The sequence below is a fragment of the Roseivivax sp. GX 12232 genome (assembly GCF_021272185.1).
Lineage (GTDB): Bacteria > Pseudomonadota > Alphaproteobacteria > Rhodobacterales > Rhodobacteraceae > Roseivivax.
The window spans coordinates 75617-99327 of record NZ_JAJSEC010000012.1; the positions used below are offsets into that span (position 1 = coordinate 75617).

The 23711-nt window shown below is 69.2% G+C and carries 24 protein-coding genes; 13 read left to right on the forward strand and 11 right to left on the reverse strand.

Annotated elements, in window-relative coordinates:
* Window position 1: 1 nt before the first annotated feature.
* The gene (locus tag LR948_RS17120; RefSeq protein ID WP_232755307.1) at window positions 2-730 is read right to left on the reverse strand and encodes a TVP38/TMEM64 family protein; all 729 of its coding nucleotides are present in this window, start codon (window positions 728-730) and stop codon (window positions 2-4) included.
* Window positions 731-1115: 385 nt separating this feature from the next.
* Here LR948_RS17120 and rpmH point away from each other — a divergent pair, with 385 nt between their 5' ends.
* From rpmH to LR948_RS17170, 10 genes are all read left to right on the forward strand, one after another.
* Window positions 1116-1253 (forward strand): 50S ribosomal protein L34, encoded by a 138-nt coding sequence (gene rpmH, locus LR948_RS17125; protein ID WP_025311815.1) that lies wholly within the window; start codon window positions 1116-1118, stop codon window positions 1251-1253.
* Between the two features lie 20 nt (window positions 1254-1273).
* The gene (gene rnpA / locus LR948_RS17130) at window positions 1274-1711 is read left to right on the forward strand and encodes a ribonuclease P protein component (RefSeq protein ID WP_232755308.1); all 438 of its coding nucleotides are present in this window, start codon (window positions 1274-1276) and stop codon (window positions 1709-1711) included.
* Window positions 1708-1944 carry a membrane protein insertion efficiency factor YidD gene (gene yidD, locus LR948_RS17135; RefSeq protein ID WP_232755309.1) on the forward strand — a complete coding sequence of 79 codons (237 nt, stop codon included), beginning with the start codon at window positions 1708-1710 and terminating at the stop codon, window positions 1942-1944. Before rnpA ends, yidD begins: the two co-directional genes overlap by 4 nt.
* A 56-nt stretch (window positions 1945-2000) precedes the next feature.
* Window positions 2001-2891: a tRNA 2-thiocytidine(32) synthetase TtcA gene (gene ttcA, locus LR948_RS17140; protein WP_232755310.1), complete on the forward strand. Its 891-nt coding sequence runs from the start codon at window positions 2001-2003 to the stop codon at window positions 2889-2891.
* A gap of 90 nt (window positions 2892-2981) precedes the next feature.
* Window positions 2982-4448: a GGDEF domain-containing phosphodiesterase gene (locus LR948_RS17145; RefSeq protein ID WP_232755311.1), complete on the forward strand. Its 1467-nt coding sequence runs from the start codon at window positions 2982-2984 to the stop codon at window positions 4446-4448.
* Between the two features lie 485 nt (window positions 4449-4933).
* Window positions 4934-6766 (forward strand): membrane protein insertase YidC, encoded by a 1833-nt coding sequence (yidC, locus tag LR948_RS17150; RefSeq protein ID WP_232755312.1) that lies wholly within the window; start codon window positions 4934-4936, stop codon window positions 6764-6766.
* Window positions 6763-7506, forward strand: a complete 744-nt coding sequence (locus tag LR948_RS17155) for an MOSC domain-containing protein (protein ID WP_232755313.1) — start codon at window positions 6763-6765, stop codon at window positions 7504-7506. Before yidC ends, LR948_RS17155 begins: the two co-directional genes overlap by 4 nt.
* Window positions 7503-8159, forward strand: coding sequence for a ribosome biogenesis GTP-binding protein YihA/YsxC (yihA, locus tag LR948_RS17160; RefSeq protein ID WP_232755314.1), 657 nt, complete (start codon window positions 7503-7505; stop codon window positions 8157-8159). The genes LR948_RS17155 and yihA overlap by 4 nt, the downstream gene beginning before the upstream one ends.
* A gap of 66 nt (window positions 8160-8225) precedes the next feature.
* Entirely contained in the window at window positions 8226-9119 is an 894-nt protein-coding gene (gene argB / locus LR948_RS17165; RefSeq protein WP_232755315.1) for an acetylglutamate kinase, read from the forward strand.
* Between the two features lie 4 nt (window positions 9120-9123).
* Entirely contained in the window at window positions 9124-9618 is a 495-nt protein-coding gene (locus LR948_RS17170) for a histidine phosphatase family protein (RefSeq protein WP_232755316.1), read from the forward strand.
* A 54-nt stretch (window positions 9619-9672) separates the two neighbouring features.
* Here LR948_RS17170 and LR948_RS17175 read toward each other — a convergent pair whose 3' ends face one another.
* From LR948_RS17175 to crcB, 8 genes are all read right to left on the reverse strand, one after another.
* Window positions 9673-10467 (reverse strand): amino acid ABC transporter ATP-binding protein, encoded by a 795-nt coding sequence (locus LR948_RS17175; protein WP_304621981.1) that lies wholly within the window; start codon window positions 10465-10467, stop codon window positions 9673-9675.
* A 12-nt stretch (window positions 10468-10479) separates the two neighbouring features.
* Window positions 10480-11772, reverse strand: coding sequence for an amino acid ABC transporter permease (locus LR948_RS17180; protein WP_232755317.1), 1293 nt, complete (start codon window positions 11770-11772; stop codon window positions 10480-10482).
* A gap of 1 nt (window position 11773) precedes the next feature.
* Entirely contained in the window at window positions 11774-12988 is a 1215-nt protein-coding gene (locus LR948_RS17185; RefSeq protein WP_232755318.1) for an amino acid ABC transporter permease, read from the reverse strand.
* Between the two features lie 136 nt (window positions 12989-13124).
* Window positions 13125-14138, reverse strand: coding sequence for an amino acid ABC transporter substrate-binding protein (locus LR948_RS17190; protein ID WP_232755319.1), 1014 nt, complete (start codon window positions 14136-14138; stop codon window positions 13125-13127).
* A gap of 181 nt (window positions 14139-14319) precedes the next feature.
* Window positions 14320-15060, reverse strand: coding sequence for an ATP12 family chaperone protein (locus LR948_RS17195; RefSeq protein WP_232755320.1), 741 nt, complete (start codon window positions 15058-15060; stop codon window positions 14320-14322).
* Window positions 15057-15731: an HAD-IA family hydrolase gene (locus LR948_RS17200; RefSeq protein WP_232755321.1), complete on the reverse strand. Its 675-nt coding sequence runs from the start codon at window positions 15729-15731 to the stop codon at window positions 15057-15059. The genes LR948_RS17195 and LR948_RS17200 overlap by 4 nt, the downstream gene beginning before the upstream one ends.
* Window positions 15728-16771: an RluA family pseudouridine synthase gene (locus LR948_RS17205; protein ID WP_232755322.1), complete on the reverse strand. Its 1044-nt coding sequence runs from the start codon at window positions 16769-16771 to the stop codon at window positions 15728-15730. The genes LR948_RS17200 and LR948_RS17205 overlap by 4 nt, the downstream gene beginning before the upstream one ends.
* Window positions 16768-17145 (reverse strand): fluoride efflux transporter CrcB, encoded by a 378-nt coding sequence (crcB, locus tag LR948_RS17210; protein WP_232755323.1) that lies wholly within the window; start codon window positions 17143-17145, stop codon window positions 16768-16770. Before crcB ends, LR948_RS17205 begins: the two co-directional genes overlap by 4 nt.
* Window positions 17146-17296: 151 nt before the next feature.
* On the opposite strand from crcB, the gene LR948_RS17215 reads away from it, so the two are divergent.
* From LR948_RS17215 to LR948_RS17225, 3 genes are all read left to right on the forward strand, one after another.
* Window positions 17297-18676, forward strand: coding sequence for a multicopper oxidase family protein (locus LR948_RS17215; RefSeq protein ID WP_232755324.1), 1380 nt, complete (start codon window positions 17297-17299; stop codon window positions 18674-18676).
* Window positions 18677-18752: 76 nt separating this feature from the next.
* Complete coding sequence (locus LR948_RS17220) at window positions 18753-20144, forward strand: aspartate aminotransferase family protein (RefSeq protein WP_232755325.1); 1392 nt, start codon at window positions 18753-18755, stop codon at window positions 20142-20144.
* Entirely contained in the window at window positions 20141-20839 is a 699-nt protein-coding gene (locus tag LR948_RS17225) for a GNAT family N-acetyltransferase (protein WP_232755326.1), read from the forward strand. Before LR948_RS17220 ends, LR948_RS17225 begins: the two co-directional genes overlap by 4 nt.
* Window positions 20840-21173: 334 nt before the next feature.
* On the opposite strand, the gene LR948_RS17230 is transcribed toward LR948_RS17225, so the two are convergent.
* Together LR948_RS17230 and LR948_RS17235 are read right to left on the reverse strand one after the other, a co-directional pair.
* Window positions 21174-22856 (reverse strand): BCCT family transporter, encoded by a 1683-nt coding sequence (locus tag LR948_RS17230; RefSeq protein WP_232755327.1) that lies wholly within the window; start codon window positions 22854-22856, stop codon window positions 21174-21176.
* Between the two features lie 449 nt (window positions 22857-23305).
* Window positions 23306-23593 carry an HU family DNA-binding protein gene (locus LR948_RS17235; RefSeq protein WP_232755328.1) on the reverse strand — a complete coding sequence of 96 codons (288 nt, stop codon included), beginning with the start codon at window positions 23591-23593 and terminating at the stop codon, window positions 23306-23308.
* Window positions 23594-23711: the final 118 nt, after the last annotated feature.

Consider the following 23711-nt stretch of genomic DNA (forward strand, 5'->3'; position numbering starts at 1 on the left):
CTCAGAGCCCTTTCTTGCCGCGCACGGCCTTGAGGAGGATCGGCAGCGCGGCCAGCGCGCAGAGGCCCAGGATCGGCAGCAGAATATGCGGCTCGAAGATGATCCCGAGATCCGGCGTCTCGCCGCGCTCGAAGACCTGGCCGAGGCCCGCGCCCACCGAGGTATAGACCACCGCGCCGGGAATGATCCCGAGGAAGGTCGTCACCACGAAGCGCCAGAGGCTGACGCCGACGAAGGCCGGCACGACATTGGCCACGAAGAAGGGCACCGCGGGCACCAGGCGGATGAGGAAGAGCATCTCCCACTGGTTCTCGTCGATGCCCGACTTGATCCGGCGCACCAGCCCGTCCGAGGCGTTCATCTTCTGCGCCATGCGCTCGCCCAGGCCCCATTTCGCGGCGGCGAAGATCGCCGTGGCGCCCAGCGTCGCGGCGGACACGTTGAAGAGCGCGCCAGGGAAGGTGGCAAACAGGAAACCGCCGGTCAACGTCGCGATGGTCGCCCCGGGCAGCGAAAAGGCCACGATGGTCACATAGGCCGCCATGAAGAGCGCCACGGTCAGCCCGTAGTTGGCATCTCTGAAGGAGAGGAGCGCCTCGCGATTCTCCCGCAGCGTCTCGAAGGTCAGGTAGTCCTTCAGCGTCACGGCGCCGATCACCGCGACGATCGCGATGGCGACGAGCGGCAGGTTGCGCAAGAGCGCGTTGCGGCGCGGCTCCCGGTCGGTCATGGGCTGTTCCATCTCGCTGTCTCTGTCCTGGGTCTTTTGTCTCTGACCCTAGACATGCGCCCGCGGGCGAGGTTCCGACAGCGCTCTCACGGGCGGTTGATGTGGGCGGGGGGATTCGCCCGGCGCGGGGGCTGTTCTGTAACATTCCGCCCGGCTATTGTTGCAGGTGGTCCGCCCGCGCCGCCTCGCGCGCGCCCGCGCGAGCTATATGTTGCGTGGGGTCAGGCCCGCCCCGCCAAGCATCCCGGGTCGCGCGGAAATTTCCGCCCCGGGCGGCCGCCGGAGGTTTGACATGCCGCCGAGGCTCGCCTATAGGCCGGGCTTCGAGAGATTCATCGGCCCCGTGGACGCCGCCGCGCCGGGCCCGAGACCACGGAGACTAGAGATGTCGAAACGCACGTTTCAACCGTCCAACCTGGTGCGCAAGCGCCGTCACGGGTTTCGTGCGCGCATGGCCACCAAGGCCGGCCGCAAGATCCTGAACGCCCGCCGCGCCCGCGGCCGGAAGAGCCTGAGCGCGTAACCCGCGCCAGGAGCGACCTGATGACGCCGCCGAAGGCCCCCGACCAGACGGACGGGACACCGCCTTCGGCGGCTTTGTCATGTCCGGAGGTCAGCGCGCCCCTTCGCACCATGAAGACCCGCGCGGAATTCCTGCGCGCCGCCCGTGCCGACAAGCAGGGCACCAAGGGGCTCCTGGTGCAGGGCCGCGCGCGCGCCGAGGCCTCGCCCGAGGGGGGCGCGCCTGCCGAGATCCGCGTGGGCTACACCTGCTCCAAGAAGGTCGGCAATGCCGTCGCCCGCAACCGCGCCAAGCGCCGGCTGCGCGCCGCCGCGCGCGCGGTGATCGCCGATGACGGCCGGCCGGGCTGGGACTACGTGCTGATCGGCAAGCGCGAGGTCACCGCCGCGCGCAGCTTCGAGGGGCTCCTGTCGGACCTGCGCTACGCGCTCCGCAAGCTGCACGAGCGCGCCAGATGACGCCGCTGGCCCGCCTGGTCGCCCTGCCCGTGCACGGCTACCGGCTGTTCCTGTCGCCCTGGCTCGGCCGCTCCTGCCGCTTCGATCCGAGCTGCTCGCGCTATGCGCTCGAGGCGCTCGAGACCCATGGCGCGCTGCGCGGCGGCTGGCTGGCGCTCAGGCGCATCGCGCGCTGCCATCCCTGGGGCGGCAGCGGCATCGACGACGTGCCCCCGCCCGGCCCCGGGCGCTGAGGGTCATCCGCGGCGGGCGCTTCCCCTAGCCCCGCGCTTTTGGCAAGAGGACGGTCATGTTCGACAACGCCGACGACATCCACCCGCTCTTCGAGGGCGCGCCCAAATCCACGGAGTTCAAGAAGCTCCGCAAGCGCATCGTGCAGGCCACCCGCGAGGCGGTCGACCAATATGGCATGGTCGAGAAGACCGCCGACGGCAGCCGCCCGAAGTGGCTGGTCTGCCTCTCCGGCGGCAAGGACAGCTACACCCTGCTCGCCGTCCTGCACGAGCTGCAGTGGCGCGGGCTCCTGCCGGTGGACATCCTGGCCTGCAACCTCGACCAGGGGCAGCCGGGCTTTCCCGCGACCGTCCTGCCCGAGTTCCTCGAGAAGATGCGCGTGCCGCATCGCATCGAGTATCAGGACACCTATTCCGTCGTCGTCGACAAGGTGCCCGAGGGGCGCACCTTCTGCGCGCTCTGCTCGCGGCTGCGGCGCGGCCATCTCTACCGCATCGCCCGCGAAGAGGGCTGTTCGGCGGTGGTTCTCGGCCATCACCGCGACGACATCCTCGAGACCTTCTTCATGAACCTCTTCCACGGCGGGCGGCTCGCGACCATGCCGCCGAAGCTGGTCAACGAGGAGGGCGATCTTTTCGTCTACCGCCCGCTCGCCCATGTGGCCGAGGCCGATTGCGACAGGTTCGCCCGCGCCATGGGCTATCCGATCATTCCCTGCGACCTCTGCGGCAGCCAGGACGGGCTGCAGCGCCAGCAGGTGAAGCAGATCCTCGACCAGTGGGAAAAGAACAGCCCCGGCCGCCGGCAGGTGATGTTCCGGGCGCTGATGAACGCGCGGCCCTCGCATCTGCTGGATCCGGGGCTTTTCGATTTCGCCGGGCTGATGCGCTCGAAGACACCCGAGAGCGCGGAACCCGAGGCGCCCGCGGTGCCCGCGCTGCGTTAAGCGGACGTTCAGGGAATCACATTAGCCTCCGGCCCGAACTGTGGTGAAACACTCGGGACGGTCGCGGTGGGCCCTCAAAGGTTGTCGTCATTGCTGGAGCAGTCGCCCGCGGTCCTGCCGCCGCTGCTGCTTGGCCTCGCGGGGCTGGCCGCGCTGCCGGCGCTGGGGCCGGTCTGGGCCTGGCCGCCCATGGCGCTGGCCCTGGCCTTCGCGCTGCCTGGCCTGCGGGTCCTGCCGCGCGGGCCGACACCCGATACCCTGCCCCGCGACGGCGGCCATGGCGCCTTCCTGCGCGCCGCCCCCGCCGCCTGGCGCGGCCCGCCCGGCAGCCGGCCGGTCTTCGTTCTTGCGGCCCTCGGCGGGCTCGACCGCATCGCCGCCCAGCAGGGCGGCGCGGCGCTGCGCCAGGCCCGCGCGATCTGCCTCGACCGGCTGGCCGAAGTGGTGCGCGACACCGATGTGATCGCGACCCTCGGCGACAGCCGCCTGGCGCTTTCCGCCGCCCTGCCCCCCGACGGGGCCGAGGAACTGGCCGCCCGCCTGCGCGCCCGGCTCGAGGATCCTTTGGTCCTTGCCGGCCTGCGCTACTACCCGACCGCCGCGCTCGGCATCGCCTGCGGCGAGGGGCCCGAGACCCGGGCCGAGCCGCTTCTCGACCGGGCCGAGGTGGCGCTGGACGCCGCCCTGCGCGACGGCGCCTCCCAGATCCGGCTTTGGACCCCCGCCCTGGCGGAAGAGGCCGAGACCCGCCGTGCGCTCGCCCGCCGCGTCGCCCGCGCGCTCGAGACCGGGGAAATCCTGCCCTGGTTCCAGCCCCAGGTGGTGACCGCCACCGGCGCGCTCAGCGGGGTCGAGGTGTTGGCGCGCTGGAACCACCCCGAACGCGGCATCGTGCCGCCGGCGCAGTTCCTCGACGCGCTGGCGCAATCGGGCCGCGCGGGTAAGCTCGGCGGCGCCATGCTTTCCGCCGCCATGGCCGCGCTCTCCGGCTGGGACCGGCAGGGGCTCTCGGTGCCGCGCATCTCGGTCAACTTCGGGGCCGAGGAACTGGCCGACCCCAAGCTGGTCCCGCGCCTGCGCTGGGACCTCGACCGCTACGGGCTCACGCCCGAGCGCATCGGCATCGAGGTGCTGGAGTCGGTCCTCGCCCGCCACCGCGACTCCGAGGTGGCGCGCAACGTCCGGGCCCTGGCCGACCTCGGCTGCAGCATCGAGCTCGACGATTTCGGCACCGGCTCCGCCCCGATCAGCACCCTGCGGCTCCTGCCGATCCGGCGGCTGAAGATCGACCGCAGCATCGTCGCCGACCTCGACCGCGACGCGGGCCAGCACCGGATGGTGGCGGGCATCCTCTGCCTCGCCGACCGGCTCGGCCTCGACACGATCGCCGAAGGGGTGGAGCGCACCGGCGAACACGACCGGCTCGTCGACCTCGGCTGTGGGCACATCCAGGGCTACGGCATCGCCCGCCCGATGTCCGGGAAGGGCTTCGCCACCTGGCTCGCCGCCCGCGAAGCCCGCCGCGCCGCCCGCGCACCGAGAAGTCGCTCGGCGTGAGGGGTTAGGCTGGCCGGTGGGTGCGGCGCCCAGCAAGTCGGAGCGCCCCGCCTGCCGCGCGCCAACCCGTTCGCAGTCTCTCGGGCATCACCACGGGCACTGCCAAGCACTACCGGCCCCCTCTATTGCTGCCAGCCCCCCGGATCGTCCCTCTCCGGCTGCCAGCATCCCGGATCCCCGCACAACGCTCTCCGCACCACCAACCAGCCAGCACACAGCACCACCGGGCACCGCGCCACGCCATCTGCCAGCACACCGCACCACTCCGCTGCCCTCACCACACCAACGCACCACCCCGCTGCGCTCACCACACCAACGCACCACCACACCTCCACCTACCAACACCCCGCACCCACCTGCCTCCCGCCGCGCCGCCAAGGGCGCGCGGCTCCGCCACACCGGCCGCTCACCTCGAATCGACTTGACCTTCAGGGCCCCGCCCTGTTGAACCCGAGCCACTTGCAGCAAGTCAGGACCGGTCGGACATGGACGATCAGAACAAGAACCTTCTCATCGCGACAGCCCTCTCTTTCGTCGTGATCCTCATATGGTTCGTGCTCTTCCCGCCGCCGGAGACACCGACCGATCCGAACGCGCCCGCGGTCACCGAAAGCCAGGCGGGCGACCCCGCCGAGGCACCCTCGACCGCCTCGGTCCCGGGCAGCGCGTCCGACGCCGAAGGCGCCGGCAGCGCCCAGACCACCTCCGCGGCGCCCCAGACCGCCGAGGACGCGCCGCGCGTCGCCATCGACACCCCGCGGGTCAAGGGCTCGCTCTCGCTGCGCGGCGGCCGGATCGACGACCTCAAGCTCAAGGACTACACCGAGACCATCGAAGAGGGCTCGGCCATCGTCTCGCTCTTCAACCCGGTGGGCGGCGACCAGTCCTATTACGCGCTCTACGGCTGGGCTCCCGGCCAGGGCCTGACCGCCGGGGACGTGCCCGGCCCCAACACCGAGTGGCGCGTCGCTGAAGGCGAGACCCTGACCGCCGACAGCCCCGTTGTCCTGGAATGGGAAAGCCCCGCCGGGCTGATCTTCCGCCGCCAGATCGCAGTCGACGAGAACTACATGTTCACCGTCACCCAGTCGGTCGACAACCCCACCGGCGACGCCCGGCGGCTGGCCCCCTACGGCATCCTGGCGCGCCACGGCGAGCCGGTGAACGCCAAGAACTTCTTCATCCTGCACGAGGGCGCCATCGCCATGTCCGATGGCGAACTGACCGAGATCGGCTGGGGCGACATGACCGACCTGCCGAGCGAGGGCAACGCTCAGGCAGAGCGCCTGCAGGTCGGCGAGGACGGCTGGATCGGCTTCACCGATCACTACTGGATGTCGACGCTGATCCCCGCCCCCGGCAGCGGCTTCCGCGCCGCGGCGAAATACGACGCGGCCCGTGACATCTACCAGACCGAGGCGGTGCTCCCGACCGTGGACCTCGCCGCCGGCGGCACCTCCGAGGTCACCACCCGGCTCTTCGCCGGCGCCAAGGAATGGGAGACCATCCGCGAATACCAGGCGACCGGCATCGACCGCTTCGTCGATTCCATCGACTGGGGCTGGTTCTTCTTCCTCACCAAGCCGATCTTCTGGGTCCTGCACGAGCTGAACGAGCTGATCGGCAACATGGGCGTGGCGATCATCACCCTGACGCTGCTGATCAAGGCGCTGCTGCTGCCCCTGGCCTACAAGTCCTATGTCTCCATGGCGAAGATGAAGGAACTTCAGCCCGAGATGGAGAAGATCAAGGAGCGCGCCGGCGACGACCGCCAGAAGCTCCAGCAGGAGATGATGGGCCTCTACAAGAAGGAAAAGGTGAACCCCGCCTCGGGCTGCCTGCCGATCCTTCTGCAGATCCCGATCTTCTTCTCGCTCTACAAGGTGATCTTCGTCACGCTCGAGCTGCGCCACGCGCCCTTCTTCGGGCCGTTCCGCGACCTCTCGGCGCCGGATCCGACCTCGATCTTCAACTTCTACGGCCTCTTGCCCTGGGGCGCGCCGCCGGAGGGCTCGATCCTGGCGCTGATCTTCATCGGCATCCTGCCGCTCCTGCTCGGCGTCTCGATGTGGCTGCAGCAGAAGCTGAACCCGGCACCGACCGATCCGACGCAGGCGATGATCTTCGCCTGGATGCCCTGGGTCTTCATGTTCATGCTGGGCAGCTTCGCCTCGGGCCTCGTGGTCTACTGGATCGCCAACAACACGATCACCTTCTCCCAGCAGTATGCGATCATGCGCAGCCAGGGTTACAAACCGGACGTGCTGGGCAACATCCTGTCGGGCTTCAAGAAGAAGAAGGGCGCCGACAGCACATGACCGGGCAGATCGCCTCGATCTGGCGCCACCCGATCAAGAGCCTGGGCCGCGAGGCCCTGGCGCGGGTGGCGCTGGAGCCCGGCCAGGGCCTGCCCTGGGACCGGGCCTGGGCCGTGGCGCACGAGGCCTCGAAGGCCGACGGCAGCGCCTGGGCGCCCTGCCAGAACTTCACCCGCGTCGCGCAATCGCCGAAGCTCATGGCCGTCACCGCGGTCTTCGACGACGCCGCCGGCACGATCACCCTGTCGCATCCCGACCGCCCCGATCTGACCGCCCGCCCCGAGACCGAGGGCGCGCGCATCGTCGACTGGCTCGCGCCGCTGGTCGCCGAGGGGCGCGCCGCGCCCGCGCGGCTCGTGCGCGCCGAGACCCGCGCCATGACCGACAGCGATTTCCCCTCGGTGACGCTCTGCAATCTCAGCTCGCACCGCGCGGTCGAGGACCGGATCGGGCAGAAGCTCTCGATCCACCGCTGGCGCGGCAATCTCTGGCTCGACGGGCTGGCGCCCTGGGAAGAGTTCGACTGGATCGGCCGCGAGCTGCGGGTCGGCACGGCGCGGCTGCGCGTGGTCGAACGCACCGACCGCTGCCGCGCCACCACGGCCAACCCCGAGACCGGCGAAAGCGATGCCGACACGCTGGGCGCGCTGGACCACTGGGGGCACCGCGACTTCTCGGTCCGGGCCGAGGTGCTCGAGCCCGGCGAGATCGCGCTTGGTGATGGGGCCGCCCGGATATGACCGACCGCCTGCCCTTCCCCGTGGCCGAAGAGCCCGACCCCCAGGTCCTCGAGGACGCCCGCAAGCTGTTTGCCGGGGGCGCCGACTTCCTCAAGGGCGTCGTCGCCATGGACGGCCTGCCCGAGGGCGACCGCGCCGAGGTCTGTTTCGCCGGCCGCTCCAACGTCGGAAAATCCAGCCTGATCAACGCGCTGACCGGCCGCAAGGGCCTGGCGCGCGCCTCGAACACGCCGGGCCGCACGCAGGAGATCAACTTCTTCACCCTGGCCGAAAGCCATTACCTCGTGGACCTGCCGGGCTATGGCTACGCCAATGCGCCCCTGCCGGTCGTGGAGAAGTGGCAGCGGCTCCTGAAGCAGTATCTTTCGGGCCGGGCGAACCTGCGCCGGGCCTTCGTGCTGATCGACGCCCGCCACGGGGTGAAATCGGTCGACGAAGAGATCCTGACCCTGCTCGACAAGAGCGCGGTGACCTTCCAGGCGGTGCTGACCAAGGCCGACAAGGTCAAGGAGAAGGACCGCGCCCGGGTGCTGGCCCAGGTGCGCGAGAAGCTCTCCAAGCACCCCGCCGCCTACCCCGAGCTGATCCTGACCTCGGCCGAGAAGGGCGACGGCATCGCCACGCTCCGGGCGATCATCGCCGGCCTCGCCTGAGCGGCCCTTGCGTCGCGCCGGGCAAGACCCGATAAGCGTCCCCGAGCCTTCGTTCCGGGACCACAGATGAAGACGCAGGACATGCAGCGAGACTGGCACGCAACCGCCCGCACCCTATCCGAGGCGCTGCCCTACATGCAGCGCTATTCCGGCGCGATCGTGGTGGTGAAATTCGGCGGCAACGCCATGGGCGACACCGCCGCCATGGCCGAGTTCGCCCGCGACATCGTGCTGATGCGGCAGGTCGGCATCAACCCGGTCGTGGTGCATGGCGGCGGGCCGATGATCAACGAGATGCTCGGCAAGCTGGGGATCGAATCGCAGTTCGTGCGCGGCAAGCGGGTCACCGACCAGGCCACCGTCGAGGTGGTCGAGATGGTGCTGACCGGGCTCGTGAACAAGCGCATCGTACAGGCGATCATGGACGAGGGCGGCCGCGCGGTCGGACTTTCCGGCAAGGACGACGACCTCATGGTCTGCACCGCCGACGACCCCGAACTGGGTTATGTCGGCCGCCCGATCGAGATGAACGTGCAGGTCCTGCGCGACCTCTTCGCCGCGGGCATCATCCCGGTGATCGCGCCTGTGGCGACCGGCATGGACCCCGCCGAGACCTTCAACGTCAACGGCGACACCGCCGCCGGCGCCATCGCCGGTGCGCTCGAGGCCGACCGCCTGCTGCTGCTGACCGATGTGGCCGGCGTGAAGGACACCTCGGGCGAGGTGGTGACCGCGCTGACCCCCGAGGAGGTCCGCGAGATGACCGACGCCGGCACCATAGCGGGCGGCATGATCCCCAAGACCGAAACCGCGCTCAAGGCCATCGAGGACGGCGTGCGGGCGGTGGTCATCCTCGACGGACGGGTGCCCAACGCCTGCCTCTTGGAGCTTTTCACCGAACACGGGGCGGGCTCGCTGATCCGGCCCGCCGATCTGCCCAAGCGCGCGGCGCGGGGCTGACCGGATGCGCCGCCTGATCCTCATGCGCCACGCCAAGTCGGACTGGCACCAGGGGCTCGAGGATCACGACCGGCCGCTGAACAAGCGCGGGCGCCGCTCGGCGGACGCGCTGGGGCGCTGGCTGCGCGAGAAGGGCTGGCAGCCCGACGCGGCGGTCCTCTCCAGCGCCATGCGCACGGTGGAGACGCTGGGCCGGCTCGACCTCGACTGCCCGGTGCGCACCAGCCGCGCGCTCTACCTCGCCGCCCCTGCCGAGATCCTGGAGGCGCTGCGCGAGGAAGAGGCCGAGACCCTGCTGGTGGTCGGCCACAACCCCGGCATCGCCTTCCTGGCCCAGGCGCTGGTCGCCCGCGCGCCCGCGCATGCGCGTTTCGACGACTACCCCACCGGCGCCACGCTGGTGGTCGAGTTCGAGGTCTCGGACTGGGCGGACCTGGCCTCGGGCAGCGGGCGGGTCGTGGATTTCGTCATCCCGCGCGAGCTGCCGGGCGTGGAATGACAAACGGGCGCCCCGAAAGGCGCCCGCTGGCAGAAACCTTGAAAATCGCGCCGGTCAGTGACCGAGAATCTGGCTCAGGAAGAGCTTCGTCCGCTCGTTCTGCGGGTTGTTGAAGAACTCCTCGGGCTCGTTCTGTTCGACGATCTGGCCCTGGTCCATGAAGATCACCCGGTTCGCGACCTGCCGCGCGAAGCCCATCTCGTGGGTCACGCAGAGCATGGTCATCCCCTCCTCGGCGAGCTCGACCATGGTGTCGAGCACCTCCTTGATCATCTCGGGGTCGAGCGCCGACGTGGGCTCGTCGAAAAGCATGATCCGCGGCTTCATACAGAGCGAGCGCGCGATGGCCACCCGCTGCTGCTGACCACCCGAGAGCTGGCCGGGGTATTTGTCGGCCTGCTCGGGGATCTTCACCTTCTCGAGGAAATGCATCGCCGTGGCCTCGGCCTCGTGCTTGGGCGTCTTGCGCACCCAGATCGGGGCCAGCGTGCAGTTCTCGAGGATGGTGAGATGCGGGAAGAGGTTGAAGTGCTGGAACACCATGCCGACCTCGGAGCGGATCGTGTCGATGTTCTTGATATCCGAGGACAGCACCGTCCCGTCGACCTCGATCCGGCCCTTCTGGTGCTCCTCCAGCGCGTTGATGCAGCGGATCAGCGTCGACTTGCCCGAACCCGAGGGCCCGGCGATGACGATGCGCTCGCCGCGGTAGACCGTCAGGTCGATGTCGCGCAGGACGTGGAAGCTTCCGAACCACTTGTTCATGTTCTCGATCGAGATCGCGACCTCGTTCGAAACCTGCATCTGGCTGCTCTCGGCGGCCTGCGTATCGGTGGCGACATTTGTCATGTTGGGTCTCCCTTACCGATGGTCCGTGGCAAGCTCGCGTTCGAGCCACTGGGAATATTTCGAGATGCCGAAGCAGACGACGAAGAACAGGAGCGCGGCAAAGCCCAGAAGCTCCCAGTAGACGCCGTTCCAGTCCGTCGAGGCGAGGATCGGGCCGCGGATCATGCCCACCAGGTCGAACATCGAGATGATCGAGACCAGCGTGGTGTCCTTGAAGAGGCCCACCGCCACGTTGACGATGCCCGGGATGGAGATCTTCAGCGCCTGCGGCAGGATGATCAGCCGCATCGCCTGCGCGTAGTCGAGCCCGAGGCTGTCGGCGGCCTCGTATTGGCCCTTGGGCAGCGCCGCGAGCCCGCCCCGGATCACCTCGGCGATATAGGCCGAGGCGAACATGGTGATCATGATGATCACCCGCAGGATCAGGTCGAAGTTGCTGCCCGGCGGCAGGAAGTAGGCCAGGACCACATTCGCCACGAAGAGCAGCGTGATCAGCGGCACGCCGCGGACGAACTCGATGAAGATCACGCAGATCGCCTTGATGATCGGCATGTCCGAGCGGCGCCCCAGCGCCAGCGCGATGCCGAAGGGGATCGAGAGCGACACACAGACCGTCCCGAGGATCAGGTTCAGCATGAAGCCGCCCATGTTCCGCGAAGCGACGGGTTCGAGCGCCACGATGCCCTCGGTCGGGATGAAGCCCACCACGAACCAGAAGACCAGCGCCGCCAGGATGCCTCCGAAGAAGCCCATGGCGAAGCTCTGCGCGACCAGCCGGCTGTAGGTCAGGTAGCCCGCGACGATGCCCGCCGCGGCAAAGATCGGCACCAGGATCGAGCCGCCCCAGATCAGCCAGTAGGCCAGGAAGGGATAGACCGCGGTGAAGACCAGCATCTGCGCCGGGAAGACCTTGCGGAAGAGCACCGGCGCGATGGCGATGAACAGCAGCACGAAGGCCACCGTCGGGCGCCAGTACTGCTCGGAGGGATACTGGAACCCGAAGAGCAGCTGGTTCCAGCGTTCGGTCAGCACCGCGAAGCAGCCGCCGAGCTGGCCCTCGAGGATCTCGCGACAGGCGCGGATCGAGGGCGCGTCCCAGATCCCGTTCAGGAACCAGGGCATCACCGAGGATAACATCCACCAGATGCAGTAGAGCGCCAGCAGCGTCAGGATGCCGTTGGGGATCGTCGAGAAGAGGTTCTCGCGCATCCATTTCACCACCCCGCGCTCGGCCCCGGGGGGCTCCTGCTCGGGCAGCATGGTGTCGCGGACGAAGCGGACGGAATGGGCGTGGGTATCGGCCATCTCAGCGCTCCTTCAGCGACACGGAGGAGTTGTAGACGTTCATCACCGCCGAGATCGTCAGGCTGATCGCCAGGTAGAAGGCCATGAGCAGGAGGATCGACTCGATCGCCCGGCCGGTCTGGTTCAGCGTGATGCCCCCCAGCGTGCCGGTCAGGTCCATGTAGCCCACCGCAATCGCCAGCGAGGAGTTCTTGGTGATGTTGAGGTAATGCGAGATCAGCGGCGGCACGATCACCCGCAGCGCCTGCGGCAGGACCACGAGGTTCATGATCCGGTTCGGACGCAGCCCCAGCGAGGCGGCGGCCTCGCTCTGGCCGCGGCTCACCGACAGGATGCCCGCGCGCACGTTCTCGGCGATGAAGGCGCCGGTATAGATCGCCAGCGCGAACCAGAGCGCGATGAGCGAGCCCAGGATGTTGATCCCGCCGGTGAAGTTGAAGCCGCCGAGCTCGGGCAGCTCGAGCGAGATCGGCTGCCCCAGCGCGAAGAACACCAGGAGCGCCGGCACGAAGGCGATGGCCAGCGCCGGCCAGCCCATCGGCAGCAGCTTGCCCGTGGCGTAGAGGAGCCGCGTGGCGTAGCGGCGGTAGGCGAAGGCGCCCACCACGCCGGCCAGGAAGACCAGCATGACCGCCCAGCCGCCGGCCTCGAAGATCGGCTTCGGGATATAGACCCCGCGGTTGGTGAATGCGATGGCGCCGAAGAGCATCGAGGCCTCGGGGTCCTCGCCCCGGAAGGCGCGCGGCGCCGGCAGCACCGCGGTCATGACGGTGAAGATGATGATGATCCAGATCAGCACCGGCACGTTGCGGAAGGCTTCGACGTAGATCGACATCAGCTGGCGCACGAGCCAGTTGTTCGACAGCCGCAGCACGCCCGCGAAGACCCCGATCACCGTGGCGGTGATACAGGCCAGGAAGGACACCAGGAGCGTGTTCAAGACGCCCACCAGCGAGGCCCGCCAGTGGTCCATCTGGTTGTCGTATTCGATCAGCGTCTGGTTGATGTCGTAATTGGCCGGATCTCCGAGGAAGCCGAAGGAGATCGTCAGCCCGGCGTCTTCGAGGTTCTGCGCGAGGTTCGAGCCCAGGTAGGCGAACAAGGCTGCGACGCAGACGAGCGCGATGAACTGGAACGTATAAGCTCGATACCGCGTGTCGTTCAGCAGCATGGACAGCTTGAACGAACTCTGCGGAGGATCGCTGAGTGTCGTCATTGGGGTATCCCTGAGGTTCTCCAGGACATTCTGCCGCGCGGTTGCTCCGCGCTGGCCGGCCTGGATGCGTTATGGTCCGTCGATGCGGAAACGCGAAGGGGCGCGGGGATCCCCCCGCGCCCCTTGCAAGGCTATCTTAGCGGAACGGCGGTGCGTAGAGAAGGCCACCGTCGGTCCACTGCGCGTTCAGGCCGCGCGAGAGGCCGATCGGGGTCGACTCGCCGATGTGACGGGCAAAGAGCTCGCCGTAGTTGCCGCCGGCCGCGATGGCGCGGCGCGCCCATTCGGCGTCGAGGCCCAGCTTGGAGCCCAGCTCGTCCTCGGTGCCGAGGATCCGCTTCACTTCCGGGCTGCCGTTGGTCGCCATTTCCTCGATGTTGGTCGAGGTGATGCCGTATTCCTCGGCCGCGATCAGCGCGTTGAGGGTCCAGCGCACCACGTCGCCCCATTCGTTGTCGCCATGGCGCACGAGCGGGCCGAGCGGCTCTTTCGAGATGATCTCGGGCAGAACGACGTGGTCGCCCGGGTTCTCGAAGGCGGCGCGGGTCGCGGCAAGGCCGGATGCGTCGGTGGTGTAGACGTCACAGGCGCCGGCCAGGTACTGCTGCTGCGCCTCGGCGTTGGTCTCGATCGGAACCGGAGTGTACTCCATGTTGTTCCGGCGGAAGTAGTCCGCGAGGTTCAGCTCGGTGGTGGTGCCGGTCTGGATGCAGACGGTCGCGCCGGCCAGCTCGGTGGCCGAGGAGACGCCCAGCGCCTTCGGGACCATGAAGCCCTGGCCGTCGTAGTAGTTCACGCCGACAAATTCGAACTTCAGGTCGACGTCGCGGGTGAAGGTCCAGGTGGTGTTCCGCGCGAGCATGTCGATCTCGCCCGAAGCCAGCGCGGTGAAGCGCGTCTTGCCGGTGGTCGGCACGAATTCCACGGCGGTCGGATCCTGCAGGACCGCGGCGGCCACGGCGCGGCAGACCGCGACGTCGAAGCCGTCCCACTCGCCGTTGGCATCCGGTGCGGCGAAGCCCACCAGGCCGGTGGTCACACCGCAGTTCAGAGTGCCGCGTTCCTGCACGTCACTCAGCGTTTGGGCGCTGGCTGCACCGGCGGCAAGGCCGGCCACGGTCAACGCGCCAAGAAATACGGTCTTCTTCATATTTACCTCTTCCTGTTGCCCACCCGTTACCGGGCGGATTTTCGGCGGCCCTTGCCGGGCCGCGCATTGGACTGAGCGGAAGCGAAATTCCGCTGAGCGTGTCGAACTTTGGTCGAATTCCTCCTGCGAGGTCAACCCAAACAGCCTGCAAATCGGGCAAAGGACGCAGGCTGCCGAAAGCTCAGGCAGCCCCGCCGTCGCCGGCCGCGCCGCTCTGCACGCGCGAGAGCTGCCAGACCCTGAGCGCGTCCTGGAATTGCGCCTTCTTGCGCGCCGCCAGCTCGGCCGCCTCCTCGTCGACGCCCCATTGCTCTTCCTGCCAGGTCTCGTCGAGCCGCGAGGCCGCCCAGATCGCCTCGGCCTCCTGCCCTTCGGCGGCGGCGAATCCCAGGACCAGCGAGCCGGTGAGCGACACCAGGTCATGGAAGGCCGCCAGCCCGAAGTCGTCGATCCGGTGCACCTCGGCGCGCAGCGCCTCGAGAGCGGTGGCGGCCTGGGGCGCATGCATGATGCCCGTGCGCGGCGCGAGCCGCGCGCCGTAGCGCGCCTCGGCCCAGTCGAGATAGGGGTCCCAGGTCTCGGCCTGCCGGGCCACCAGTTCGACCGGCGCATCGGCGCGGTAGCACAGCAGGTCGCTGTCGCCGTAGGCCGCCAGCATGTCGGCCACCTCGGCGCGCTGGACGCGCAGCTTGTCGATGGCGGCATTGGCGCTGCGGGTGATCGGCATGGAGGTCGGGTCGACCTCATCGCCCTGGGCCTGCCATTCCGCCGCGATGGCCGCGGCATAGGCCTCGGTCGGGACCACCAGCGCCGCCTTGGCCGGGGTCTTGATCGGCCGCCCGTCGAGCAGCACGCGGAAGCCGCCCTCGACCGCCTCGGTTTGCGCCTCCGACCAGAAGCGCCGCATCGCCCATCCGCTCATCTTTCGCCCCATATCCGGTTCAGCAGCGCCGGCAGCGCCGCGATGTCGTCGATCAGGTGATGCGCGGCCGTCAGCCGCGCGCGGGGGTGATAGCCCCAGGTGACGCCGATGGCCACCGCCCCCGCGGCGCGGGCCATCTCCATGTCATAGGCGGTGTCGCCGACCATGACCGCGCGCTCCGCCGCCACGCCGGTTTCCGAGAGCGCCGCCTCGAGCATCGCGGGATGCGGCTTCGAGGGGTGCTGGTCGGCGGTCTGCGTGGTCACGAAACGCGGCCCGAAAGGCACCGAGCCCAGAAGCGCGTCGAGCCCGCGCCGCGACTTGCCGGTGGCGATGCCCAGCAGCCAATGCGGCACTTCGGCGAGGCGCTCCACCGTCTCGGCGACGCCGGGGTAAAGCGGCGCCTCCCCACTGCCCGCGGCGCGGCGCGCGGCATAGCTTTGCTTGTAGGCCTCGACCATCTCCCCCCGGGTCTCGGGCCCCTCCCCGGGCGCCAGCGTCTCCATCGCGACGGGCAGCGAGAGGCCCACCACCCCCAGCACCTCGGCGCGCGCGGGCGCCGGGCGCGCGGCCCGGGCGAAGGCGTCGCCCATGGCGGAGAGGATGTCGGCCTGGCTGTCGACCAGCGTGCCGTCGACGTCGAAGACCACCAGCCGCAGCTCGGGGGTCATTCCTCCTCCGCGAAGGGGTCGCTCGGCACGTCCATCGGGTCCCAGGCGACGTAGTCCCAGGTCTTCTCCATGTGGTCGGGCAGAGGCGCGGTGACGTTCAGCCGCACGCCCGAGACCGGGTGCTCGATCGAGATCGACCGGGCGTGCAGATGCAGCTTGCGGCTGATCTCGCCGCCGAGCTGGGCGCCCCAGCCGTCGCCCAGGTTCTCCTGCCCCGAGCCGCCGTATTTGCCGTCGCCCACGATCGGATGGCCCAGCGCCGCCATATGCGCGCGCAGCTGGTGGGTGCGCCCGGTGACCGGCACCAGCGCCACCCAGGCGGCGCGTTTGCCGAGCTCTGACAGCACTGCGTAATCGGTGGTGGCGTTCTTGGCGCCCTCGGTGGTCTTCACCGCGTCGGGATGCACGGGCAGCATCTTCTCGCCCTCGCCGCCCTTGCCGTGGCCGGGGGCCTTCACCAGGCCCATCTGGATCGTGCCCATGCGCGGCGCGGGCACGCCGGCGACGGCGGCCCAGTAGATCTTGCGGGTCTCGCGGGCGCGGAACTTCTCGGCCAGGTCCTTGGCCACCGCGCGGGTCCGCGCCAGGAGCAGCACCCCCGAGGTGTCCTTGTCGAGCCGGTGCACCAGGCGCGGCTTCTCGTCGAAGCCGAAGGTCAGCGCCTCGGCCATGCCGTCGACATGGCGGGTCTGCTTCGAGCCGCCCTGGGTCGGCAGCCCCGGCGGCTTGTTCAGCGCGATGATATGGTCGTCGCGGAACAGCACGCAGGCGCGGATCATCTTGGCATCCGCCTCCGAAACGCTGGGCTTCGGCCGCGAGGCGACCTCGCCCGGCTCGGGGATCGGCGGGATGCGCACCTGGGCGCCGACCTCGAGCCGGTGATTGGCCTTCACCCGCCCGCCGTCGACGCGCAGCTCGCCCTTGCGGCACATCTTCTCGATCCGGCCCTGAGCGAGATGCGGGAACAGCCGCTTCAGCCAGCGGTCGAGCCGCTGGTCGCCCTCGCCCGGTCCGACGGTGATCGTCTGCACTCCGCTCATTGCGTCAGCCCCCGCGCCAGGAATAGCCCCGCCGCCAGCGCGGCGAGGGACAGGATCACCGAGGCCGCCGCGTAGCCCGCCGCCAGCCCGGCCTGCCCCCGCTCGTACAGCGTCACCGCGTCGAGCGAGAAGGCCGAGAAGGTGGTGAAGCCGCCCAAAAGCCCGGTCATCAGGAAGGGCGCCCAGCGCATCGCGCCGGCCTGGGCCAGCGCCACGGCGAGGCAGCCCATCGCGAAGGAGCCCGCGACGTTCACGCTCAGCGTCCCCCAGGGAAAGCCCGGCCCCAGCGCCCGCAGCGCCCAGAGCCCGGTCAGATGCCGCGCCAGCGCGCCGAGCGCGCCGCCAAGCGCGACCTGGATCAAGGTGCCTGTCATGTCTGGCGCATCGCCCCCTCGCGACCGCTTGTCAAGATGCGCGGGCCCGCCAAACGCCTGCCCCGCAGGGCCATCGCCGCCCCCGGGACGCTTTGTGCCTTTCCCTTGGCCCTCGGCCTCATGTAGCGTTTGCGCGCCAAGGAGGTCCCCCATGCTCTCGCGCCGCCGTTTCCTGCACAGCCTGACCGCTTCGGCGGCCCTGCTGGGCTTGCCCGCGCGCGCCGGGGCCGAGGCGGGCCCCGCGATTCTCGCCGCCGGACCCTCGCGCCACCGGATCGCGCCGGAGGGCCTGCCCGAGACCGATCTCTGGACCTTCAACGGCAGCTTCCCCGGCCCCGAGCTGCGCTTTGCCCAGGGCGGGCGGCTGGCCTGCCGGGTGGAGAACCGGCTCGAGGCGCCGACGGCGGTGCATTGGCACGGGCTCCGGCTCGACAACGCCATGGACGGGGTGCCCGGGGTGACCCAGGCGCCGATCCTGCCCGGCGAAGAGTTTGACTACGCCTTCGATCTGCCCGACGCGGGCACCTATTGGTATCACTCCCACGCCCAGAGCGTGGAACAGGTCGAGCGCGGGCTTTACGGCGCGCTGATCGTCGAGGAGGCCGAGGCCCCCGAGGTCGACCGCGACCTGACGCTGGTTCTCGACGACATCCGCATGGCGCGGGGCGCGCAGCTGGCGGGGGATTTCGACAACCTGCACGACCGGGCCCATGCCGGGCGGATCGGCAACGTCGTCCTGACCAACGGCGCGCCCGAGCCGCGCTACGAGGTGCGCCGCAACGACCGGCTGCGCCTGCGGCTGGTCAATGCCGCCAACGCGCGGATTTTCGAGCTGGGGCTCTATGGCCTCTCGGGCTGGGTCATGGCGCTCGACGGGATGCCGCTTGCGGCACCCCAGGCGCTGACCGGGCCGATGGTCCTGGCGCCGGGGCAGCGCATCGACCTGATCGTCGATGTGACCACCGCCGAGGACGAGGCCTTCCTTCTGCACCTCGAACGGAACGGCGGCTACGCGCAGGCGGTCTTCGGCGTGGCCCCGGGCGCCGGCGCGCGGCGGCCCGATCCCGCGCCCCTGCCGCCCAACCCCGAGTTCCCGATCGACCTCGCCGGGGCCGTGCCGCAGCGGGTGTTGATGTCCGGCGGGGCCATGCGCCCGCTGGGCGAGGCGATCCACCAGGGCGAGGTGCTGACCGGTCGCGAACTGACCGACCGGGGGCTCGTCTGGGCGCTGAACGGCCAGGCCGGGCGGGACATCCTGCCGCTCGTCGAGGTGCCGCGCGGCGCCAGCGTGCGGCTCGGGCTCGCCAATGACACCGCCTTCCGGCACGCCATGCATCTGCACGGGATGCATTTCGCCCAGGTGCGGCCCGACGGCACGCTCGGCCCCCTGCGGGACACGCTGCTGATGGCGCCCGACGAGACCACCGAGATCGCCTTTGCCGCCCACAACCCCGGCGACTGGCTGTTTCACTGCCACATGCTGGGGCATCACGCCGGCGGCATGGGCACCTTCATCCGGGTCACCGCCTGAGCGGCCTTGCGCGACTCGCACGCATGGGTAAGGTTTGATCAATTGATCAAATTTTGCCCGGACCCCGGAGGCTCTCATGGACGGCACGCTCAGCGCCAACGACCTCAGCCACATCGTCACCGCCGACAAGGCGCATGTCTGGCATCACTTGAGCCAGCACAAACCCTGGGAGAAGAGCGACCCCAACATCATCATCGAGGGCAAGGGCCTCCGGGTCTGGAACCAGGCCGGAAAGGAGCACCTCGACGCGGTCTCGGGCGCGGTCTGGACGGTGAACGTGGGCTACGGCCGCGAAGAGATCGCCCGCGCGGTCTACGAGCAGCTCGTGAAGATGAACTATTTCGCCGGGGCCTCGGGCTCGGTGCCCGGAGCGCTGTTCGCCGAGCGGCTGATCGGCAAGATGCCCGGGCTGAGCCGGGTCTACTACTGCAACTCCGGCTCGGAGGCCAACGAGAAGGCCTTCAAGATGGTCCGCCAGATCGCCCACAAGCGCTACGGCGGCAAGAAGCACAAGATCCTCTACCGTGACCGCGACTACCACGGCACCACGCTCGGCTGCCTCTCCGCCGGCGGCCAGGACGAGCGCAACGCGCAGTATGGCCCCTTCGCGCCGGGCTTCGTGCGGGTGCCGCATTGCCTGGAATACCGCCGCCACGAACAGGAAGGCGCCCCGGTCGAGAACTACGGCGAATGGGCCGCCGACCAGATCGAGCGGGTGATCCTCGAGGAAGGCCCCGACACGGTCGGCGCGCTCTGCCTCGAGCCGGTGACCGCGGGCGGCGGCGTCATCGCGCCCCCCGAGGGCTACTGGCCGCGCGTGCAGGAGATCTGCCGCAAATACGACATCCTCCTGCACATCGACGAGGTGGTCTGCGGCATCGGGCGCACCGGCACCTGGTTCGGCTACCAGCACTACGGCATCGAGCCGGACATGGTGACCATGGCCAAGGGCGTGGCCTCGGGCTACGCGGCGATCGCCTGCCTGGTGACCAGCGAGGCGGTCTTCGACCTCTTCAAGTCCGACGAGACGGACCCGATGGACTACTTCCGCGACATCTCCACCTTCGGCGGCTGCACCGCCGGCCCCGCCGCGGCGATGGAGAACATGCGCATCATCGAGGACGAGGACCTGCTGTCCAACACCACCGAGATGGGCGCCTATATGCTCGACCGGCTGGGCGAGCTGCAGGACAGGCACCGGGTCATCGGCGACGTGCGCGGCAAGGGGCTGTTCCTCGGCGCCGAGCTGGTCGCCGACCGCGACAGCAAGGACCCGGTCGAGGAGGCCCGCGTGAAGGCCGTCGTGGCCGACTGCATGGCGCAGGGCGTGATCATCGGCGCGACCAACCGCTCGGTGCCGGGCAAGAACAACACGCTGTGCTTCTCGCCCGCGCTGATCGCCACGAAGTCCGACATCGACGAGATCATCGACAGCGTCGACGGCGCGCTGACCCGCGTCTTCGCATGAGCCAGACCGACCGCTTCGGCCTGCCCGTCGGAGCCCCGGTCGCGACAGAGCTGCCCCGCCCCCGGCCGCCCTCGGCGCCCATGGCGGGGCGGTTCTGCAGCCTGCGGCCCGCCCTGCCCGAGGATGCCGAAGAGCTTTTCGCCGCCTATGCCGAGGAGGACGGGCGGAACTGGACCTATCTGCCGCAGGAGAAGCCCCGCGACCTGGGCGAGATGCGCGCCCGACTCGAGACCATGGCTGCGAGCGAAGACCCGCTCTACCACAGCGTCCTCGACGCGGAGGGCCGGGCGGTCGGCACTTGCAGCTACCTGCGCATCACCCCCGAGGCCGCCAGCCTCGAGGTCGGCTGGATCAGCTTCTCGCCGCGCCTGCAGCGCACGGTCATGTCGACCGAGGCGATGCATCTGATGATGGCGCGGGCCTTCGACGAGCTCGGTTACCGCCGCTACGAGTGGAAATGCGACGCGCTGAACGCGCCCTCCCGGGCGGCGGCGGCGCGGCTCGGGTTCACTTACGAGGGCACGCATCGGCAGGCCACGGTGGTTAAGGGCCGCAACCGCGACACCGCCTGGTTCTCGGTGCTCGACAGCGAATGGCCCGTCCTGCGCGCGGCCTTTGCGGGCTGGCTCGCGCCGGAGAACTTCGACGCCGAGGGCCGGCAGATCGCGCGGCTGGAGAGCTTCCGGGCGGGCTGAGGCGCGGGGCGTCTGGGACCGCGCGGCGGGTCGGGCGGGTGGCGCTTCACGGATAGACATTGCGGAGGTGCGGTCCTTCGGAGGCAGCGCAACGCGGCGCGCTCGGCCCTGTGACGCGCGCTGACCATCCGGCAGGACCGGCGCTCGTCTCTCGCTAGACTTCGACCTGCACCGGGACCTGAACCTCGACCGCGACGGCGACCTCGACCTCGACCTCGACCTCGACCTCGACCTCCCTGCCCTGCCCCGGCAACCAAGCCCAGCCCCAAAACAAAAAACGCCGGCCCGCCTCCTCCCCAGCGGACCGGCGTGCGCCGTCACCTCAGACGCCCCCCTATTCCGCTGGGTTCGCCTGAGCGCGGGCGGGGCGCGGGGTGTCGTAGCTCGACACCGCGTCTTCCTCGGCGTGCAGGTCCGAGGGCTGCGGGCGCGGGCCGACGGTGATGTAGTCGATATCCTCGGCCATGAGCCCCAGGATCAGCGCCGGGATCATCATGAAGATCAGGCAGAAGACCGGCAGGCCGACCACGGTGATCACCTGCTGCAGCGCGGTCAGGCCCGCCTGCCCCGCCAGCACGATCAGCAGGATCGCGATGGTGCCCTCGGCGATGCCCCAGAACAGGCGCTGCTGCACCGGGCCGGCCTCGGCCTTGCCGGTGCAGAGCATGTCCACCACCAGCGAGGCCGAATCCGAGGAGGTGGCGAAGAAGATCGCCACGATGATCACCCCGAAGCCCTGCAGGAAGGTGGTGAAGGGGAAGTTTTCGAAGAAGGCGAACATCGCCAGCGGGATCGATTCCGAGACCGCCGCGCTCAGCGCGCCCGCCTGGTCGCCCAGCGCCGCGCGGGCCTCCGGGCCGATGCCGTCGAAGCCCATGGCCTGCCAGCCGAAGATTGCGAACCAGATCAGCGTGAAGAGCGAGGGCGCGAGCAGCACGCCCATGACGAACTCGCGGATCGTGCGCCCGTAGGAGATCCGCGCCACGAACAGCCCCATGAAGGGCGACCAGGTCACCGTCCACGCCCAGTAGAAGACCGTCCAGCTGCCCTGCCAGCCCCAGGCGTCGGTCGCGGGGTTCTGGTCGGCCAGCATGTCGTTCCAGAAGGCCAGCCGCGGCAGGTTCGACAGGTAGAGCCCCGCCGTCTCGACGATGCCGCGCAAGAGGAAGAGCGTCGAGCCGGCCAGCAGCACGAAGATCATCAGCAGGACCGCCATGCCGATGTTGACGTTGGAGAGGAACTTCACCCCGCTGTCGAGGCCCGCGACGATCGACAGGACCGCGACGCCGGTCAGCACCGCGATGACGATGATCTGCACCACCGGCCCGTCGCCGGTGCCCATCAGCTCGTTCAGGCCCGCCGCGACCTGGCTCGACCCGAGGCCCAGCGAGACCGCGACGCCGAAGAGCGTGCCGAGGATCGCCACCACGTCGATGGTCTTGCCCACCGGCCCGTGGATGCCCTCGCGCAGGAGCGGGTAGAAGACCGAGCTCACCCGCACCGGCAGGTCGTAGCGGTAGATGAAATAGGCGAAGGCCAGCCCCGGCAGGGTGAAGATCGTCCAGGTGTGCAGGCCCAGGTGGTAGAGCGCGATGGAGATCGCATCCTGCGCCGCCTCGACGGAATTGGGCTCGACGCCCGGCAGCGGCGGATTGGCGAAATGGCTCATCGGCTCGGCCACGCCCCAGAACATCAGGACTGTGCCGATGCCGCCGGCGAAGAGCATGGTGAACCAGGAGACGTTGCTATAGGCGGGCCGCGCCGTGCGACCGCCAAGGCGGATATGGCCGAAGCGGCTCGAGGAGACCCAGATCAGGAAGCCCAGCCAGACGTTCACGCCGAGGATGAAGAACCAGCCGAGATGCGTGACGATCCAGGCCCGCGCGGTAGCGAAGGCATCGCCGATGGTCTCGGGCGCGGCGATCAGCACCAGCGCGAAGACGACCATGCAGATCGCCGAATAAAAGAAAATGACGGGGTCGGTTCGAAGGCCGAAACGGCGGGCGAGTTCTTCCACGGCATGCTCCCTGTGCGGAGGTCGAAGGCTCCGGCCCGCGCCAGGCGGCCCGGCGGTTTTTGGTGTATAAGGTCCAACACATTCGCGCGAAAAGTGTTCCGGGGGTGAGGGCGCGGAGCGGGATTTTGCGGCTTCAGGGAAGCTGGATTGCGCGCGAAACGCGGGATTTCTCACGCTCGCCATTGGCACGCGCTCGCCCCGACCGCGGCCCCTGCCCGACCGCTCTCAGCCGCGCCTCTGAGGGCCATGACGCCCACGCCCCGCGCTCGCCCGGCACGCGAAAGGCCGCCCAAAGGCGCGCCGCACCGCGCCCCATCGTCTCCAAACTCGAAACAGAGTTTCCACGCCCACCCGCGCCCGCGCGGCAAAAGAAATGGGCCGCATCCGGGGATGCGGCCCATTTCTCCAAAGTCCTTGCGTCGCGCCCCTGGAAGGGCGCGTGCCGCGGATCAGTCGTTCACGCTGTCCTTGAGCGCCTTCGCGATGGTCATCTTGACCTGCTTGTCGGCGTCCTTCTTGAACTGCTCGCCGGTGGCGGGGTTGCGCACCATGCGCTCGGGGCGCTCGCGGCAGTAGATCTTGCCGACGCCCGGCAGGGTCACGGCGCCGCCGCCGGAGACTTCGCGCGTGATGATCGCGACGAGGGAGTCCAGAGCACCCGACGCGGTTTTCTTGTCGCTGCCCATTTCGTCTGCCAGCGCGGTCACGAGCTGGCTCTTGGTCATCGGCTTGGCCATTCCTGTCTCCTTCACAGTCCCACTTTTGGGGTATCTTCGTTTAAGTGAACATTATCTAGGGTTCAAACACAACAATTAGCGGTCGTTTTACCCAGTAAAACAAGCACTTTTTAAGCCT